This window comes from Thermodesulfobacteriota bacterium (assembly GCA_026415035.1).
Taxonomy (GTDB): Bacteria; Desulfobacterota; BSN033; order BSN033; family UBA1163; genus RBG-16-49-23.
The window spans coordinates 49,799-65,924 of record JAOAHX010000007.1 but is presented as its reverse complement, the minus strand read 5'-3'; the positions used below and the strand labels follow the sequence as shown (position 1 = coordinate 65,924).

Below are 16,126 nucleotides of genomic sequence, written 5' to 3'. Positions count from 1 at the left end.
GGATTTCCTATTGTGACCCGTTGAGGATCGCCCTGACCTCACTCAGCGAAACCCTTTCGGATCCTCCGAAGAGATAGATCGTCCCGTTGTCAAATTGGACCCCGGTGATCGTCTCGAGCCTCGAGCGATCTACAGGGATCGGCCCCCCCCGATCATCCACGGCAAGGATCTTGAAGAAGTATTTCCCGTCAGGCTGACTCAACCCTCCTTGAGATTTTCCATCCCAGACAAATGTCTGTCTGTCGGTACCCTTGAACCCCTCCTCGAGGATTCGGACGAGCTGTCCCATCTCGTTGTGAATCTCGATGCGCACCCACCCGGGCCTTGAAAGCTGATAGCTTCCTTCGGAGGCCCTTCCGTCCTTGAGGAAGAGGTGGGAAGTTTCGAAGGCCATCCTCTTTCCAATCAGGTGGGCGGCCTGCAGTCCGTGGATGGAGGACTGATAAGCGTTCGTGGTCTCCATCGATTGGTGGAGCCGGACAAGGAGGTCGAGTTGATTAAACTGGACGAGTTGGGAAGCCATCTGGAAATGGTCCAAGGGGTTAAGGGGGTTTTGATTCTTCAGCTGGGTGATGAAAAGGTTTAAAAAATCCTGCTGGCCGAGGCTCGTCCTCTCCTTACCGGAATGGGAGGCCTGAGGGATCTGTTTGGCTTGGTTGGCCGGCGAAACCGAAGGGATACTCATGGACATCCTCCTTCCCTTTAGACGATTCGGTCGATTCGACCATGGCCGCTTGATGAACGAGGCCTTTCCACCACAGGGGCCTGCACGGATTGCCCCCCTCGAAAGTTCTCCTCCTCGTTCGTCTCTCTCTCCTGCCAGGGAGTTTCGCGGAAGGAAAACCCCTGCCGCTCCTCCATCTGAGTTAGATCGGGCTCGAGAAAGACCTCACACCTCTCCAATCTCAGCCCATCTTCTCCCAGAATTCGGCGAAATTCGGCTTGCTGGGCCTCGAGCAACTCTTTCACCGATTGGTTTTCGGTCCAGAAGGTGGCCCTCAGGAGATCTTTCTCCCTCGTGATTTTGATCAAAAGGGGGCCGAGCTCGGGAGGCTCAAGCCTCATCTCGATCCTTTCCTCGCCCTTCCGTACCGCCCAGGCGACCGTCCTACCGATCCTCTCCAGCATATCGGTCCCATGGGAGGTGTGATACAGAACCGGTTTGGCTCCTCCTATGGAGGGGGGCTCTTTCACGGAGAGGATTTTTTCCGGGGACAAGGGGGGAGTGGAAAGGGAAGAAGATTCCTTCGGCAAACCCACCTTCTCGTGCCCCCCTCCGAGGAGAGGATTAAAAGCCTCCCCTCTGTTAACTCCCTCGCTTTCGGATGGCTCGAGGTGAAAAACTTCATCCCTTTTGAGATGGAGGATCGGTCGGAGGGAAGGGGCCTCCGATCGTCCCTTCCGATCCGTCTCGAACCCAGCGTTCGATCCCTTTGGGGGGCCTCCGTCATCCTCCAAATTTATTTCAAGTTGATTGATTTCACGTTGAGGTCTCTCCCCGAGAAGATCGGGCCTTCTCCATGCCTCCCCTTCGCCCCTCGGTGGGGGTTCGGGCGGGATGGGAAAATCTTCCCCCTTCACCGCCTCCACCGTCTTCTCTCCCGTTTCTTTTAGGAACACGGCCTTTTTGTCCGAAAGGTCGATCTCCGGCCAAGGATGAGACTCTGGTGGCCTTAAAACGGAGTGGTTCGGGTTCTCAGGGGCAACAGTGGGTGGATGGGCCACCCCTTCTTCAACAATAGGGGTGTATTTAAAGGGCGGAGGTCCTCCCTTCTGAACGCGGTCTAATGGCAGGGCAAGCGGTTCCCCCCACTCCTTGGAAGAAGGGGGAGCTGAGTTGAATGGGAGGCCCAAGGTCTTTGCTCCGTCAAGATCTGCTGGAGCTCCTTCCCTTGAGAGGTGTTCGGAAGGCCAAGCCGCTTTCTCCCCATATAACAGAGGAGAAACGGTAATTCCCTCATCCCCTGGGCCAACGATGGCCATTTGAGGGGGTGAAACCATCTCTTTCACTATGGGTGAGGATGGATTAAAAAAGGGCGTTATGGGAGGAGAGGGCAAAGGGGCCGGTTTAGAGGTTGAATCAGGAGGCTCGGAAGGCTCCAACGCGTTAGCCGGTTCCGGAACAACCAACCGAATGAGGAGATGGCTATAAAAGCTCTCCCAAAGGAAGTCTTGGATCGGAAGAGAGACGCTTTCCGCGTTGAAATCGATTTTAAGATCCAGAATGGGAAGAAGCCCTGACATTTGCCCATGGGTTTAGCAACCCTTATGCCAGCGGGGCATTGGACCACGGTTTTTAATTCCTCTGTGATATCGAGGAGATCCTTTTTCTTCGGCCTTTTCCCCCATCCCCAACCCCTCCCGCTTCGGGAAAGAATTTCCTCCCCTCGGCCTTTTCTGCCCCTCTCTTCCTTCCGATTTCCACAAAAAAACCCTGAACAGGGTCAGGGTTTTCCTTTCTCTGGCGTCCCCAACGGGAGTCGAACCCGTGTTGCCGGCGTGAAAGGCCGGTGTCCTTGGCCTCTAGACGATGGGGACGTTTTCGGTCTTTTGATTCTCTGGTGGGCCGTACTGGACTCGAACCAGTGACTCTCTGCTTAAAAGGCAGATACTCTACCTCCTGAGTTAACGGCCCTATCGGTTTACATTAAGAGATCGGTTTCCAACTTGTCAAGGGATGGGCACCCCTTCAGAAGGGTTTTTTCACAACGATCGTCTCGTCCCTTTCCGAACCGACGGAGATGATCGTGATCCTGGCCCCGGTCAGCTCCTCGATCCTCCGGAGGTAGCGTTGGGCCTGGAGGGGTAATTCGGACGGCGCCCTTGCCCCCCTGAGGTCCCTCTTCCAACCCTCCAGCTCTTCGTAGATCGGTTCGGACCGCTCCATCAGCTCCAGTTGGGAAGGGACGCGGTGGATCACCTTTCCGTTGACCCGGTAGCCTACGCAGATTTTGATCCTATCGAACTCATTCAGCACATCGAGCTTGGTGATCGCAATCTCCTGGATCCCGTTGATCCGGATGGCATGGTTGACGACCACCGCATCGAACCATCCGCACCGTCTCGGCCTTCCGGTCGTGGCCCCATACTCTCCTCCCCTCTCCCGGATCCTCTCTCCGATCTCGTCCTTCAACTCGGTGGGGAAGGGGCCCTCACCGACCCTTGTCGTATAGGCCTTGGCGACCCCGAGGACCGAATCGATCATGGTGGGGCCGATGCCCGAACCGGCGCAGGCGTTGCCCGCGACCGTATTGGAGGCCGTCACATAGGGATAGGTCCCGTGGTCCACATCGAGGAGTGCTCCTTGAGCGCCCTCGAAGAGGATGTGTTTCCCTTTCCGAATCTCTTCGTAAAGGAGGCTTGTGGTGTCTTTAACGTACCGGCCGATCTCCTCCTTGAACCGGAGGAACTGGTCGAAGATTTCTGACCATTCGAAGGGCTTCTCTTTGAGCACCTCGGAGAGATAGAGATTTTTATGGAGCAGGTTGGCCTTGAGCTTCTTCCGGAACACCTCCTCGTCCATCAGATCGACCATCCGGATCCCGTAGCGGGCCACCTTGTCTTCGTAGGCCGGCCCAATGCCCCTCCCCGTGGTACCGATTTTAAAAAGGCGATCCCTGGCCAGATCGATCCTCCGGTGATAGGGGAGGATCAGGTGGGCCTCCTCGCTCACCATCAACTGGGAATCCTCTTTGAAGTACCCCCTCTGTTTGAGCTCCCGGATCTCCTCGATCAAAACGGCCGGATCGACCACCACGCCGCTTCCGATCACGCAAAGTTTATTCTCGTAGAGGATGCCCGAGGGGATCAGGTGGAAGACGAATTTCTCCCCCCTCAGGACAATCGTATGGCCGGCGTTGTTGCCTCCCTGGAAACGGACCACAATATCCGCATCCCGGGTGAGGAGGTCGACGATCTTGCCCTTCCCTTCATCTCCCCATTGGACCCCGACGATCACCACGTTGGCCATCTTTGGCTCTCTTCCTCCTCGTTAGAGTTCGATCTGGCGCACGGAGATGATGTTGGGCAACCGCAGGATCTCGCCCAGCATCCCGGGGGGCAGGGGAGAATCGAGATGGAGGAGGGAGATGGCCCTCCCCCCCATTCGATCCCGTCCGAACTGCATGGTGGCGATGTTGATGTCCCTGCTCCCAAGGGTCGTCCCGATATTTCCGATGACGCCCGGGCGGTCGTAATTGCTGATCAGGAGGATGTGCCCCTCTGGCAGGGCTTCGATGAAGAAGTCGTTCAGTTTGACGATCCTCAGCTCCTTCCTTCCGAAAAGCGTTCCGGCGATGTAGTTCTGCTCCATCTTCGACCTGACGGTCAGGGCGATCAGGGTGGTGAAATCCTCCGCCTCTTCCCGGACCATTTCGGTCACCCGAATCCCCCGCTCCCTGGCCATCACAGGGGCGTTGACAAAATTTACCGTCTCGCCGACGAAGGGGGTGAGTAGCCCCTTGAGGATCGAGGTGGTGATCGGCTTCGTCCCGTTGGCCAGGATCTCCCCGTGATATTCGATCAGGACTTCCTCGATGGCGTAATTGGAGATCTGGCCGAGGAAGCTTCCCAGCTTCTCCCCGAGTCTCAGGTAAGGCCTCAACAGGAGAAGCTGGTCCGGGCTCACCGCGGGGATATTGACCGCATTTCGAATCTCTCCGTGGACCAGGTAGTCCACCACCTGTCGGCAGATGGCGATGGCTACGTTCTCTTGGGCCTCCTCCGTGGATGCCCCTAAATGAGGGGTGCAGACCACCTGCTCCAGTCCCACGAGGGGGTTTCCGATGGCCGGTTCCTCCTCGAAGACATCGAGGGCAGCCCCTGCGACCTTTCCGGACTGGAGGGCCTCGTAGAGGTCTCTTTCGTTGATGATGCCCCCCCGGGCACAGTTGATCAAAATGACCCCTCGCTTCATCTTCTCGATGGCCCGGTGGTCGATCAGATTCCGGGTCTCCTCGGTCAAGGGCGTATGGACGCTGATGAAGTCGGAGCGTCTTAACAGCTCGTCAAAGGAGACCAGTTCGACCCCCCGCTTTTCAGCGATCTCCGGAGACAGGTAGGGATCGTAACCGATCACCTTCATCTTTAAGCCCCTGGCCCGGTCGGCGACGATCGTCCCGATGACCCCGATCCCTACGAGGCCGAGGGTCTTCTGGTAGAGTTCGACCCCCATGAACTTCTTCTTCTCCCACTTGCCCGCCCTCATCGAGGCGGTCGCCTGGGGGATCTTCCTCGCGATGGAGAGCATCAGGGCGATCGTATGTTCCGCTGCCGCGATGGCATTCTCCTGGGGGGTGTTCATCACGACGATCCCCTTCTTTGTCGCGGCCGGGATATCGACATTGTCCAGCCCGATTCCTGCCCTTCCGATCACCCGGAGTCGATTCCCTGCCTCGATGAGATCGGCCTTCAGCTTGGTCTCGCTCCGGATGATGATGGCATCGTACTCACCGATGATCTGCTTCAACGCCTCGGCCGAAAGGCCGGTCTTGACCTCATAGGTGATCTCCTTGGCCGCCTCGAGGATCTCCAGACCGCTCTTCGATAGGGGATCGCTTACCAAAACCTTCCATTTATAGTCCATGATGCCTCACCTCTCAAAGAGGGAATTTGGCCTCCCCTTTTCGAAACCCCTCAGGGTTCCAGGAAGACCTCTTCCATTCGCCTCACCCCTGTCCCCAATTCGAAGCGATGGCCCATCTCCTTCAAGAGCATCTCCAGCGCGGAGATGACCATGACCATGTCCAAGCGGTCATAATAGCCAAGGTGGGCGATACGGATGATCTTTCCCTTGGCCCGATCCTGTCCCTCCGCCACCGTGATCCCGAACCTCTCGAAGAAGAGATCCTTCAATCGTTCCCCATCGATCCCCTCGGGGATTTTGACCGCGGTCACCGCATCGCTCGGCGATTCCGGAGCGTAAAGCTCCAGGCCCAGGGCCTTGACAGCCTCCCGAGTCGCCCTGGCCAGCTTCGCATGCCTCCGGAAGAGGGCTTCGAGACCCTCCTCTTGAATCATTCGGAGAGACTCCCTCAGCCCCACGAAGAGGGAGATGGCCGGGGTATAGGAGCTCTGGTTCTTCTGCGTCGATTTCAACTCTTTCTTGAAGTCGAAGTAATATTTGGGGAGATCGGACCGCTCGACCAGCTTCCAGGCCTTTTGGCTCAGGGCCACGAAGGAGAGACCGGGAGGCAGCATCAGGGCCTTTTGCGAACCGCTCACCACGACATCGAGCCCCCAGGCATCCATGGGAAGGTCGAAGACACCGATGGCGGTGATCGCATCCACGACGATCACCTTGTCTTCGTAATCCTTTAAAACCTGAGCAATCTCACGGATGGGGTGCCTGACACCGGTGGAGGTTTCGCTCGCTTGGGTATACACAGCCCGGATGGAGGGATCCGAGGCCAGTCTCTGCCGGATCAGCTCGGGATCGACCGCCCTTCCCCATTCCACATCGATCGGGACGAATTCGATTCCGTAAGCCTTGCAGATTTCTCCCCATCGCTCACCGAACTTCCCTCCCCTGACCACGAGGGCCTTGTCCCCTTTCGACAGGAGGTTGGAGACCGCTCCCTCCATGGCTCCCGTGCCGGAGGAGGTAAACACGAGGACCTCGTTCTTCGTCTGGAAGAGATATTTCAATCCTTTTCGGATCTCCTCGTAGATCTTCTCGAACTCGGGCTCCCGGTGATGCATGATGGGTTCGGCCATCTTCAGAAGAACTTCGGGCGGGAGCATGGTCGGGCCTGGGGAGAAAAGGTACTTTTTTTCCATAGGAACCTCCATGATGGGCCGAAATATATTATTGGATATCCGGGGACATGTCAATATTGGAGGACTTTCCCCCTTTCGAAGGAGAGGGCTTGACTTCCTTCCCCCGTTTATGATACCCCGTTATTGGCCATGGTGCAAATCGCGACGAAGACGCTTGCAGAGATCTATCGAACACAGGGCGACCTCCAGAAGGCGCGGGAGATCTATGAGATCCTCGCGGAGCAAGACCCTTCCGATCCTGAAATCCAGCAACGGCTGGACGAACTGAATCGGCTGACCCATCCCTCTCCCTCTTGGACCCCAACCCTTCCCCGTTCGAGGAAAGAGAGGATCGAATTCCTCCAACGGTGGCTCTCTAACATTCAAAAAAGGAAGAAGAGATGATAGAGGCTTCGACCTTCGAGGCCAGACAGCAATCGGTTCGGGAAATCCTCCGGTTGAACCAGCTCGAGGGGCTCCTCTTCACCAGCCTGGAGAACATTCGATACTGCTGTGGTTTTACGGGAAGCGACGGAGCCCTCCTCATCGATCGCGAGGGGACTTATTTTCTCACCGATTCCCGATACTGGACCCAGGCCGAAGAGGAGGTCAGAGGGGCCAAGATCGTCCATTATAAGAAGAAACTGGAGGGGGTCGCTTCCCTCCTCTCTGATCTGGGTTTGAAGCGGGTGGGAGTGGAGGGCCCTTCCCTACCCCTCTCCTTCTATCGAGCGCTCACCGAAAGATTGGGAACCGCATTGGAGATGGTCCCCCTCGAAGGGGAGCTGAAAGATTTAAGGGCGATCAAGGATGCCCAAGAACTCTCCCTCATCAGGAAGGCCATCGATCTTTCGACGAAATCCTTCCTCCAGATGATCCAGGGAATCAGAGACGGGGTGGCCGAGAGGGACCTCGCCCTCGAGATGGAAATCTTCATGAAGAAAAACGGGGCAGAAGGAACGGGGTTCGACCTCATCGTCGCCTCGGGAAGTCGATCTGCCCTCCCTCACGGAAGGGCGAGCCAGAAGCGGATCCTAAGGGGAGAATTGATCCTCGTCGATTTCGGAGTCAGGTTCCAGGGCTATCATGCCGACCAGACCCGGACCTTCGTTTGGGGGCGACCCGATCCAAAACAGGAGGAGATCTTTCAGATCGTCAAAGAAGCCCACGATCTGGCTATCGAGGCGATCCGGCCCGGGGTGCCGTTCTCCGAAATCGACCGGGTCGCAAGGGAACATATCAAACGTCAGGGATACGGAGACTATTTCGGCCACGGATTGGGCCATGGCATCGGCCTTGCGGTTCACGAAGACCCCGTGGTGAACGGAGAAAATATGGGTTTGATCCAGGCCGGTATGGTCTTCACGGTCGAACCGGGCATCTATCTCCCGAACTGGGGAGGGGTTCGGATCGAGGACATGGTCCTGGTCACCCAGGATGGGGCCGAGGTCTTAACCCCCCTTCCCCGGGAGCTGACGATGATTTAAAAATCCTCTTGACCGTTGCGGAAGAATTTCTTATATTGTTCCAGTCCAACGGTTTCCTCCATAGGGGGATTTCGGATCGAGAAACCTCCAGGCGGGCATAGCTCAGCTGGTAGAGCATCGGCTTCCCAAGCCGAGGGTCGCGGGTTCGATCCCCGTTGCCCGCTCCAAATTTTTTTCTTGCTTTTTTGAACGGGATCGGTATAATCATCAAAAATTAAATTTTCGAGGAGGGCACATCTATGCCAGCTAAGAAACCCCTTACCAAGTCCCAGATCGTGGCCTATTTTGCAAAAAAGTTCGAACTCTCTAAAAAGATGGCCGGAGCCATCATCGATGAGATGGCGGCTTTGGCCATTAGCGAGACGAAGAAGGCCGGTGCCTTCACCTTTCCTGGCATCGGCAAGCTCGTCCTGGTGAAGCGAAAGGCCCGCGTGGGGCGAAACCCCGCCACCGGCCAGCCCATCAACATCCCCGCGAAGACCGTCGTTAAGATGAGGATTGCCAAGTCTTGTAAAGACGCCATCGTCCCGCCCAAAAAGTAGTCCCGGGCGACTTTCCTATCCCTAAAAAAAACGGAAGCCATTCTTCCAACCGGGGGAATGGCTTTCCGTTTATCCTCTTTTCGAGAGAGCAAGAAGGAACGCAGGTCCTTCCGAAATCTCAACGCCCAATCTTTGCCAGACTGCTCACGATCTCACTCATCAGTCGATTTCGCTGCTTGACCCATTGCCTCATCTCGGATTGGGTCTTCTTCAAAAAGGCCTTGTCCTTCACCGGAGGAAGGTTGATCCCGATATTGAGCAACCCCCCGGCCAGCGCGGCATCGGCAAGGAAGGCCGCCACCCCTGTGTCGCTGATCGCATTGGGATTGCCATGGTGAATGAGAAATCGCGAAGCTTCGAGGAGCCGAATGGAATGCTCGCATACGAGTTTCGGGGTGACCGTGGCCTTCCGGTAGGCCTTCTCGATCGCCCTCGTCCGGATCGACCGTTCCTTCTCCGTCATCCGAGGGAGTTGAAACGCCCTCATCACCTCCTCGAAGGCCCTTGCATCCTCAACCATGGCCGAGGAGAGCCGCTTCCGAAGGGCCGTGGCCTTCTTCTGGATCGCTGCCATGGCCTTCCGGTTCTTCGAGTCCTTCCTGAGCGACAGGCCGGCCACCATGGCCACCAGGGCAGCGGAAAGGGCCCCCGCCAGTGCGGAGGCGCTCCCTCCCCCTGGGGTCGGCCGATCCGAGGCGAGGTCCTCCAAAAATTGTTCGATGTCCATCTTCACTCTCCCCCATCGTTTTAAGATTTAGAAAGCCTATTCGAACTCGAGGATCCGCTGTTCAATCACCTGGCGGATCGAAAATTCAGGGCACTTCAGGTAATGTTGGATCACACCCTCCAAGACCCCAAGGGGGACGAGCCCCACGATCTCGGACCCCGCCACCTCCACCCCGTGCTTCCGGGCCTCCGCTTCTATAAAATTGTAGACCGTCGGAATATTCGTCACCCGGTAATCGGTCAGGTTCATCGAGACCTGAACCCATCCCCTCTCCTTCAGCTCTACGCCCATCGCCCTGACTCGAGGAAAACCGCCGTCTTTGTATCTCACCTTTCTTGCGATCTCCTTGGCCAAGGAGAGGTCCTGACTCTTGAGATTGACATTGTAGGCGATCAGGGGATAACGGGCCCCCACGACCGTGGCCCCGGACTTCGGATTAAACTGGGCAGGGCCTTCGTCAGGTTGCCAGAGGGGATCCCTCAGTTTGTCGGGAAGCCCCTCGTATTCTCCTTTTCGGATGGCGGGAAGTTCCTTCCTCTCCGGTCTTGAGGCCGCCTCCTCGTAAAAAAAGACCGGGATGCCTCCTTCCCCAAGCCTCCTGCCGACTTCCCTGGCGATCTCAACGGCCTCGGCCATCTCCACGCCCGAAAGGGGGACGAAGGGAACGACATCGACCGCTCCCAGGCGGGGATGCTCGCCCCGATGGCCCCTCATGTCGATCAGCTCGATCGCCTTGAAGGCGAACGAGAGGGCGGCCTCTTTGACCCCCTCGGGCTCCCCGACAAAGGTGAAGACGCTCCGATGATGGTCCGGGTCTGAAGAAATATCGAGAAGCCTCACCCCGCGATGCCGTGTGATCTCCCGCGCCATCGAGGCGATCTTCCCTTCATCCCTTCCTTCGCTCACGTTGGGGACGCACTCCAGAAGTCTCATCCTCTATTCCCTTCCTTCTCCGCCTTTGAAGCCTCATGCCTTGCTTTCGGAAATAGGGGGCCTCGTATAGACTACCCGCCCTCCCTTGATCACCTTCTCGACATGGTTCACACCGAAATGATAGGGAAGGTATCGGTAGTTGGGAATATCGAGCAGGACAAGATCGCCTTTTTTCCCAGGCTCCAAGCTCCCGATCTCCCTCTCCCGATCGATCGCCTTGGCCGCATGGATCGTCACGGCCTTGATCGCCTCCGCAGGGGTCATCCGGTAGAGGAGGCATCCCATGGTCATCATGAGGGGAAGGGATTCGGTCATGGAGGAGCCTGGGTTGAGATCGGTGGAAAGGGCGACGGCGAGGCCCTTCTCGATCATCTCCCTTGCCGGTGGATACCTCTTCATCGAAAGGGAGAAGCTGGCGCCGGGCAGGAGCACGGCCACAACGCCCCTCTCTGCCATTCGCTCCATCCCTTCAGGGCTCACGTATTCGAGATGATCTGCGGAATAGGCGCCGACCTCTGCGGCCAGTTCCGCGCCCTTCCCGGGGGTGAGCTGGTCTGCGTGGATCTTCGGCTTGAGGCCATGCCGCTTTCCGGTTTCGAGGATCTCCCTCGACTCCTCCAGGGTGAAGGCCTTCTCCTCGCAGAAGACATCGCAGAACTCCGCCAGGCCTTCCCTGGCCACCTCGGGGATCATCTCCTTGGTCAGAAGATCGAGGTAACCCTTTCGATCGGCCTTGTATTCCCGCGGAAGGGCATGGGCCCCCAAAAAGGTGGGGACGATCTCAATCCAATGCTCGCGGGCCAGGGACCGGACCACCCGAAGGATTTTCAATTCGTCCTCGAGCGAGAGGCCGTAACCGCTTTTGGCCTCGATCGTCGTCACCCCCATCGAGAGAAGTCGGTCAAGCCTACTCATCCCCAGCCAGAAAAGCTCTTCGAATGCGGCCTTTCGGGTCGCCTCAACCGTGGAAAGGATCCCCCCTCCCTCTGCCGCGATCTCGAGGTAGGATCGCCCCCGAATCCTCTGTTCAAATTCGTTCTCCCTCGAACCCGCAAAGACGAGATGGGTGTGGGAATCGATCAGCCCGGGCATCACCACCTTTCCGGTGGCCTCGATCACCCTCCCCTCCGATTCCTTGGAAAGGGCCGTGGGCAACTCCTCCGTCCTTCCGACCCACTCGATCCTCCCTTGATTGAGAACCACGGCGCCATCCCGGAGGATTCCCAGCCCGGATTCGTCCGAAAAGGCTGGGGAGAGGGTGAGGAGTTCCTTCGCCTTCTTGATGATCAGCCTTTCGCTCATCCTCGGTCTCTATCGCCCATAAAGGTCCTTCAGGGCGTGAAGGAATCGGCGATTCTCCATCCTCCTTCCGACCGTCACCCTTCCAAAGGTCGGATAACCCCATGCCTTTCCCGGTCGGATGATCACGCCCTTCTCGAGAAGGGCCTGGAAGACCTCTTCCGAATCCCTCTTGAAATCGATGAAGACGAAATTGGCCTGACTGGAAACATAGGGAAGACCCATCTCATCCAGCCCTTGGTAGAGATATTCCCTCCCCTCGCGAACCATCTGGATGGTCCGTTGGACATGGGCCTCATCCCCCAAGGCGGCCAGGGCCGCCACCTGGGCAAGGCGGTTAACCGGGAAAGGATCTCTCACACGGTAGAGGGCATCGATGAGGTCCTCCCGTCCGAGGGCATACCCGATCCTCAACCCGGCCAGGCCGTGGACCTTCGAGAAGGTCCTGAGGAGGATCACCGGTCTCTTCCACAAATAGTCGAGGCCCCGCGGGCTCGATGGATCGGTGACAAACTCTCCATAGGCCTCGTCGAGGACGACGATGACCCGATCTGGGAGTGCCGAGAGAAAGGCCTCGAACTGGTCTTTCCTGACCGTCGTGCCCGTGGGGTTGTTCGGGTTGCAGAGGAAGACCAGTTTCGTCTTCCGGGTCACCCGCCTCAACATCCCTTCGAGGTCGTGGGTGAAATCCTTAAGCTTTACCCGGAGGGGTCTTCCTCCCATGATCTGGGTCACGTTCGTATAGACCGGGAAGGTGGGATCGGCCATCACCACCTCGTCGCCCTCATTCACGAAGGCGTTGGCGATCATCAGGATGAGGTTGTCCGCACCGTTGGAGATGACCACCTCTCTCTCCGACAATGAAAATCTCCGAGCGAGGGCGGCCCTCAAGTCCGGGCAGGGCCCCTCGGGATAGAGATGGAGGTTCAGAAGTTCCTCCCGAATCGCCTCCACCGCCTTCGGAGAAGGTCCCAAGACATTCTCGTTCGAGGCCAGCTTGACCCAGCGCTTCTTTCCGTAGGTCTTCTGGACCTCCTCGATCGACTTTCCAGGGATATAAGGGGCGATGTTCAGGATGCCTTTCCTCGTCAACCTTTCGATCTTCACGTATCCTTCTCCTCCCTCGGAGATTGGTCGCATGGTGTTCATTTTAATGAATCCGGTGGGTATGTCAAGGAAAGGCTGGGAGGCGATTTGACAAACGAAACCGAACGTATTAAATCACAGGTGATTGAATTTCCTCAGAGGAGGTGCTGGGAATGAAGAAATCGGTCGGCTTGGTCTGGGTATTTTTCTTAGTGGTCATCCTCGGCTTCGAGGGGACGGCCTCGGCCCAACCCAAGGTCTACACCTGGAAGATGCAGAGCGCCTTTACCTCCGGAGCCTATGAGTACGTGAACCCCAAAGACCTGGTCGCCAGGATCGAGGAGATGTCAGGGGGCCGATTGAAGATCGAACTGCTCCCGGCAGGGGCCGTGGTCCCCGCCTTTGAAGTCCTCGATGCCGTCCACAAAGGGGTCCTCGATGCAGGCCACGGTTGGGCAGGTTTCTGGGGAGGAAAACATCCCGCCGTCGCCCTCTTCGGCTCCCCGGGCGGCGGTCCCTTCGGAATGAGCAACGAGGAGTACATGAGCTGGCTCTTCATCGGAGGGGGGGTCGAGCTCTACAACGAGCTCCTTCAGAAGGAGCTGAAGTTCGACGTCGTCGCCTTTCCGAGCTCCATCGACCCTCCGGAACCCCTGGGCTGGTTCAAGAAGGCGATGAAGACCACGGCCGAATTCAAGGGGGTCAAATTCCGCACCGCAGGGCTGGCCGCCGAATTGTTCAAAGAGATGGGAATGTCGGTGGTCATCCTCCCCAGTGGCGACATCGTCCCCTCCCTTGAACGGGGCGTGATCGATGGGGCGGAATTCCATTCCCCCAGTGCGGACATGTCCATCGGGATCCATAATGTTCGCAAGTACTTCCATATGCCGAGCCTCCATCAACCCACCGGCAACATGGAGATCCTCATCAACCGCAAAAAGTGGGAGGAACTCCCCCCCGATCTGAAGGCCATCGTCAGGGGGGCCTGCCTTGCCGAAACCCTCCACTTCTCCCTGAAGCATCTGGAACAGAACGTCAAAGACCTCGAGACGATGGTGACCAAACACGGGGTCAACGTCGTGGAGACGCCGAGGGAGATGCTTTTGGAGATGCTCAAGGCCTGGGACCGGCTGGCCGAGCGCAAATCGAAGGAGAGCCCCTTCTTTGCCAAGGTGTTGGCCTCCCAGAAGGCCTGGGCCAACCGCATGGTCCCCTTCCGTCAGGTGAGCCATCCCCCGTATGATATGGTCGCTGACTACTACTGGAAAGGGGCCAATCCCTTTAAGGTGATCAAACCTTAATTCCTATCAACCGACTCAAGGGTGGCCAAAACCGAAGCTCCGCTCCCCCTTCAGAGGGGAGCGGAGGGTTTTTTCCGGGTCAGGCGAAGCTCCTGGGAGGGGAGGGCTTCGTATGAATTCCTATCCTAAAGTCCTACAAAGGGTAATACGCACCATCGATGCCATCGGAGAATGGTCAGGAAGGATTGTGGGATGGTTGATCCTCCCTCTCGTCTTCAGCCTCACCTACGAGGTCATCGCCCGATACGGGTTCAAGTCGCCCACCGTCTGGGCCTTCGATATCTCCTACATGCTCTATGGGACCCTTTTCATGTTGGGCGCGATGTACACGTTGAAAAACAACGGCCACATCCGGACGGATATGCTCTACGATCGCTGGTCTCCGAGAAAGCAGGGATGGGTCAACGTCATCTCCTATTTCTTCCTCTTCTTTCCGGGGATGATCTTCTTCTTCATCTCCGGGCTGGAGGTGACGATCCACTCCTGGGCGATCCTCGAAAAGTCGGACCTCAGCCCCTGGCGGCCCCCGCTCTACCCCTTTAAGACCGTCATCCCGCTGACCGCCCTTCTCTTGATGATTCAAGGCGTCTCCGAATTTCTTAAGAGCCTCCACGCCGCCCTGAAGGGAGAGTGGATATGAGCTCCGAGCAGTTAGGGTTGATTTTTCTGGCCGCCCTTCTCGTCGGCATCTTCGCGGGGTTTCCGATCGCCTTCACCCTGATCATCCTCTCCATCGTCTTCGGCTATATCGGATTCGGAGAAACCGTCTTCCCCCTGATGGTCTATCAGACCCTCGGCGTCATGAAAGAGGAGACCCTGGCGGCGGTTCCCCTCTTCATCTTCATGGGCCATCTTCTCGAGAAGGCGGGGTTGATGGAACGCCTCTTCACCTCCTTCCAGCACCTGCTGGGTGGGGTGAGAGGGTCTCTCTACCTGGGCGTCCTTCTGACCGCCACGATCTTTGCCACCGCCACCGGTATCATCGGTGCTTCGGTCACGGTGATCGGCATTATGGCGGCTCCCGCCATGATGAAGAGCAAGTATGACGTGAGGCTCTCAGCAGGGACGATCACGGCTGGAGGGACGCTGGGCATCCTCATCCCCCCCAGCGTGATGCTCGTGGTGATGGGCCCGGTGGCCGGAGTGTCGGTGGTCAAGCTCTTCGGCGCGGCGATCCTTCCAGGCCTCCTGCTCTCGGTTCTCTATATCAGTTATGCCATGATCAGAAGCTATCTCAACCCCGAGCTTGGCCCCCCCCTTCCGCCGGAGCAGCGGCTCACCTCGAGCCGAAAGATCGTGGGTGAATTTATGTCGGGCATCCTTCCCATGGCCTTCATCATCTTTTCGGCCTTGGGGAGCATCATCCTCGGGCTTGCGACGCCCACCGAGGCTGCGGCCATGGCCTCAACGGCCTCCCTCCTCCTGACCCTGGCCTACCGCCGCCTGACCTGGTCGACCCTCAAAGAGGCCGTTTACAAGACCCTCCAGACCTCCAGCATGATCCTCTTCTTGGGGATGGCCTCCAATATTTACGGGGCCGTCTTCACCCGCCTCGGGACGAGCACGATGATCGCCAAATCGCTCCTCGGCCTCCAGATCCCTCCCCTGGGGCTTATCGCCTTGGTCATGCTCATCATCTTCCTGTTGGGGTGGCCCCTCGAATGGCCGGCCATCGTCTTCATCTTCCTCCCCATCTTTCTCCCGGTCGTCCAGGAGTTGAAGATGGACCTGCTCTGGTTCACGACGCTGGTCGCGGTAAACCTTCAGACCGCCTTTCTCTCGCCGCCGGTGGCGATGGCCGCCTACTACCTTAAAGCCGTCGCTCCCCAATGGGAACTGAAGGACATCTACCGGGGCATGATCGATTTCATGATCCTCCAGATGATCGGACTGGCACTGGTCTTCTTCTTCCCTCCCATTGCGACCTGGCTCCCGGGGCTGCTCTTCAGTTAAATGAAAGAGGCGTAGAAAAACCCCGGACCTCTCGGACAGGAG

Annotated in this window: 15 protein-coding genes and 3 tRNA genes; 7 read left to right on the top strand and 11 right to left on the bottom strand. The window is 57.6% G+C overall.

Annotated features, from left to right (window positions below; all coding sequences use genetic code 11):
• Positions 1-7 precede the first annotated feature (7 nt).
• From N3G78_06205 to N3G78_06175, 7 genes are all read right to left on the bottom strand, one after another.
• Positions 8-685: a flagellar hook assembly protein FlgD gene (locus N3G78_06205; protein MCX8117503.1), complete on the bottom strand. Its 678-nt coding sequence runs from the start codon at positions 683-685 to the stop codon at positions 8-10.
• 17 nt (positions 686-702) lie between these two features.
• Complete coding sequence (locus tag N3G78_06200) at positions 703-1,194, bottom strand: flagellar hook-length control protein FliK (protein ID MCX8117502.1); 492 nt, start codon at positions 1,192-1,194, stop codon at positions 703-705.
• Between the two features lie 1,268 nt (positions 1,195-2,462).
• A tRNA-Glu gene (locus N3G78_06195) sits at positions 2,463-2,538 on the bottom strand.
• A gap of 21 nt (positions 2,539-2,559) precedes the next feature.
• Positions 2,560-2,635, bottom strand: a tRNA-Lys gene (locus tag N3G78_06190).
• Positions 2,636-2,689: 54 nt separating this feature from the next.
• Entirely contained in the window at positions 2,690-3,970 is a 1,281-nt protein-coding gene (locus N3G78_06185) for an adenylosuccinate synthase (protein ID MCX8117501.1), read from the bottom strand.
• Positions 3,971-3,991: 21 nt separating this feature from the next.
• A complete protein-coding gene (serA, locus tag N3G78_06180) occupies positions 3,992-5,584 on the bottom strand; it encodes a phosphoglycerate dehydrogenase (GenBank protein ID MCX8117500.1) in 1,593 nt (530 codons plus the stop codon).
• Between the two features lie 50 nt (positions 5,585-5,634).
• Entirely contained in the window at positions 5,635-6,789 is a 1,155-nt protein-coding gene (locus tag N3G78_06175; protein ID MCX8117499.1) for an alanine--glyoxylate aminotransferase family protein, read from the bottom strand.
• A 117-nt stretch (positions 6,790-6,906) separates the two neighbouring features.
• Here N3G78_06175 and N3G78_06170 point away from each other — a divergent pair, with 117 nt between their 5' ends.
• The 4 genes from N3G78_06170 (at position 6,907) to N3G78_06155 (ending at position 8,785) form a co-directional block, all read left to right on the top strand.
• A complete protein-coding gene (locus tag N3G78_06170; GenBank protein MCX8117498.1) occupies positions 6,907-7,161 on the top strand; it encodes a tetratricopeptide repeat protein in 255 nt (84 codons plus the stop codon).
• Positions 7,158-8,243, top strand: coding sequence for a Xaa-Pro peptidase family protein (locus tag N3G78_06165; GenBank protein MCX8117497.1), 1,086 nt, complete (start codon positions 7,158-7,160; stop codon positions 8,241-8,243). The genes N3G78_06170 and N3G78_06165 overlap by 4 nt, the downstream gene beginning before the upstream one ends.
• Positions 8,244-8,334: 91 nt before the next feature.
• Positions 8,335-8,410 (top strand) — tRNA-Gly (locus N3G78_06160).
• 72 nt (positions 8,411-8,482) lie between these two features.
• The gene (locus N3G78_06155; GenBank protein ID MCX8117496.1) at positions 8,483-8,785 is read left to right on the top strand and encodes an HU family DNA-binding protein; all 303 of its coding nucleotides are present in this window, start codon (positions 8,483-8,485) and stop codon (positions 8,783-8,785) included.
• 118 nt (positions 8,786-8,903) lie between these two features.
• On the opposite strand, the gene N3G78_06150 is transcribed toward N3G78_06155, so the two are convergent.
• Genes N3G78_06150 through hisC form a run of 4 tightly spaced genes read right to left on the bottom strand, consistent with a single transcriptional unit; the run spans position 8,904 to position 12,851 of the window.
• Positions 8,904-9,512 (bottom strand): cyclodeaminase/cyclohydrolase family protein, encoded by a 609-nt coding sequence (locus tag N3G78_06150; protein ID MCX8117495.1) that lies wholly within the window; start codon positions 9,510-9,512, stop codon positions 8,904-8,906.
• Positions 9,513-9,548: 36 nt separating this feature from the next.
• A complete protein-coding gene (gene ftcD / locus N3G78_06145) occupies positions 9,549-10,445 on the bottom strand; it encodes a glutamate formimidoyltransferase (GenBank protein ID MCX8117494.1) in 897 nt (298 codons plus the stop codon).
• 33 nt (positions 10,446-10,478) lie between these two features.
• Complete coding sequence (gene hutI / locus N3G78_06140) at positions 10,479-11,747, bottom strand: imidazolonepropionase (protein ID MCX8117493.1); 1,269 nt, start codon at positions 11,745-11,747, stop codon at positions 10,479-10,481.
• Positions 11,748-11,756: 9 nt separating this feature from the next.
• The gene (gene hisC / locus N3G78_06135) at positions 11,757-12,851 is read right to left on the bottom strand and encodes a histidinol-phosphate transaminase (protein MCX8117492.1); all 1,095 of its coding nucleotides are present in this window, start codon (positions 12,849-12,851) and stop codon (positions 11,757-11,759) included.
• Positions 12,852-13,003: 152 nt separating this feature from the next.
• Between hisC and N3G78_06130 the strand changes: the two genes are divergently transcribed.
• From N3G78_06130 to N3G78_06120, 3 genes are all read left to right on the top strand, one after another.
• A complete protein-coding gene (locus N3G78_06130; GenBank protein ID MCX8117491.1) occupies positions 13,004-14,131 on the top strand; it encodes a TRAP transporter substrate-binding protein in 1,128 nt (375 codons plus the stop codon).
• 112 nt (positions 14,132-14,243) lie between these two features.
• Positions 14,244-14,771 (top strand): TRAP transporter small permease subunit, encoded by a 528-nt coding sequence (locus N3G78_06125; GenBank protein MCX8117490.1) that lies wholly within the window; start codon positions 14,244-14,246, stop codon positions 14,769-14,771.
• On the top strand, positions 14,768-16,084 hold the full coding sequence (locus tag N3G78_06120) for a TRAP transporter large permease subunit (GenBank protein MCX8117489.1): 1,317 nt from the start codon (positions 14,768-14,770) through the stop codon (positions 16,082-16,084). The genes N3G78_06125 and N3G78_06120 overlap by 4 nt, the downstream gene beginning before the upstream one ends.
• Positions 16,085-16,126 lie beyond the last annotated feature (42 nt).

Excerpts from the sequence above, each read along its gene's own strand:
- N3G78_06205 (MCX8117503.1), bottom strand. The coding sequence starts at position 685 with ATGAGTATCCCTTCGGTTTCGCCGGCCAACCAAGCCAAACAGATCCCT.
- N3G78_06185 (MCX8117501.1), bottom strand. The coding sequence starts at position 3,970 with ATGGCCAACGTGGTGATCGTCGGGGTCCAATGGGGAGATGAAGGGAAG.
- serA (MCX8117500.1), bottom strand. The coding sequence starts at position 5,584 with ATGGACTATAAATGGAAGGTTTTGGTAAGCGATCCCCTATCGAAGAGC.
- N3G78_06175 (MCX8117499.1), bottom strand. The coding sequence starts at position 6,789 with ATGGAGGTTCCTATGGAAAAAAAGTACCTTTTCTCCCCAGGCCCGACC.
- N3G78_06170 (MCX8117498.1), top strand. The coding sequence starts at position 6,907 with ATGGTGCAAATCGCGACGAAGACGCTTGCAGAGATCTATCGAACACAG.
- N3G78_06165 (MCX8117497.1), top strand. The coding sequence starts at position 7,158 with ATGATAGAGGCTTCGACCTTCGAGGCCAGACAGCAATCGGTTCGGGAA.
- N3G78_06155 (MCX8117496.1), top strand. The coding sequence starts at position 8,483 with ATGCCAGCTAAGAAACCCCTTACCAAGTCCCAGATCGTGGCCTATTTT.
- N3G78_06150 (MCX8117495.1), bottom strand. The coding sequence starts at position 9,512 with ATGGACATCGAACAATTTTTGGAGGACCTCGCCTCGGATCGGCCGACC.
- ftcD (MCX8117494.1), bottom strand. The coding sequence starts at position 10,445 with ATGAGACTTCTGGAGTGCGTCCCCAACGTGAGCGAAGGAAGGGATGAA.
- hutI (MCX8117493.1), bottom strand. The coding sequence starts at position 11,747 with ATGAGCGAAAGGCTGATCATCAAGAAGGCGAAGGAACTCCTCACCCTC.
- N3G78_06130 (MCX8117491.1), top strand. The coding sequence starts at position 13,004 with ATGAAGAAATCGGTCGGCTTGGTCTGGGTATTTTTCTTAGTGGTCATC.
- N3G78_06125 (MCX8117490.1), top strand. The coding sequence starts at position 14,244 with ATGAATTCCTATCCTAAAGTCCTACAAAGGGTAATACGCACCATCGAT.
- N3G78_06120 (MCX8117489.1), top strand. The coding sequence starts at position 14,768 with ATGAGCTCCGAGCAGTTAGGGTTGATTTTTCTGGCCGCCCTTCTCGTC.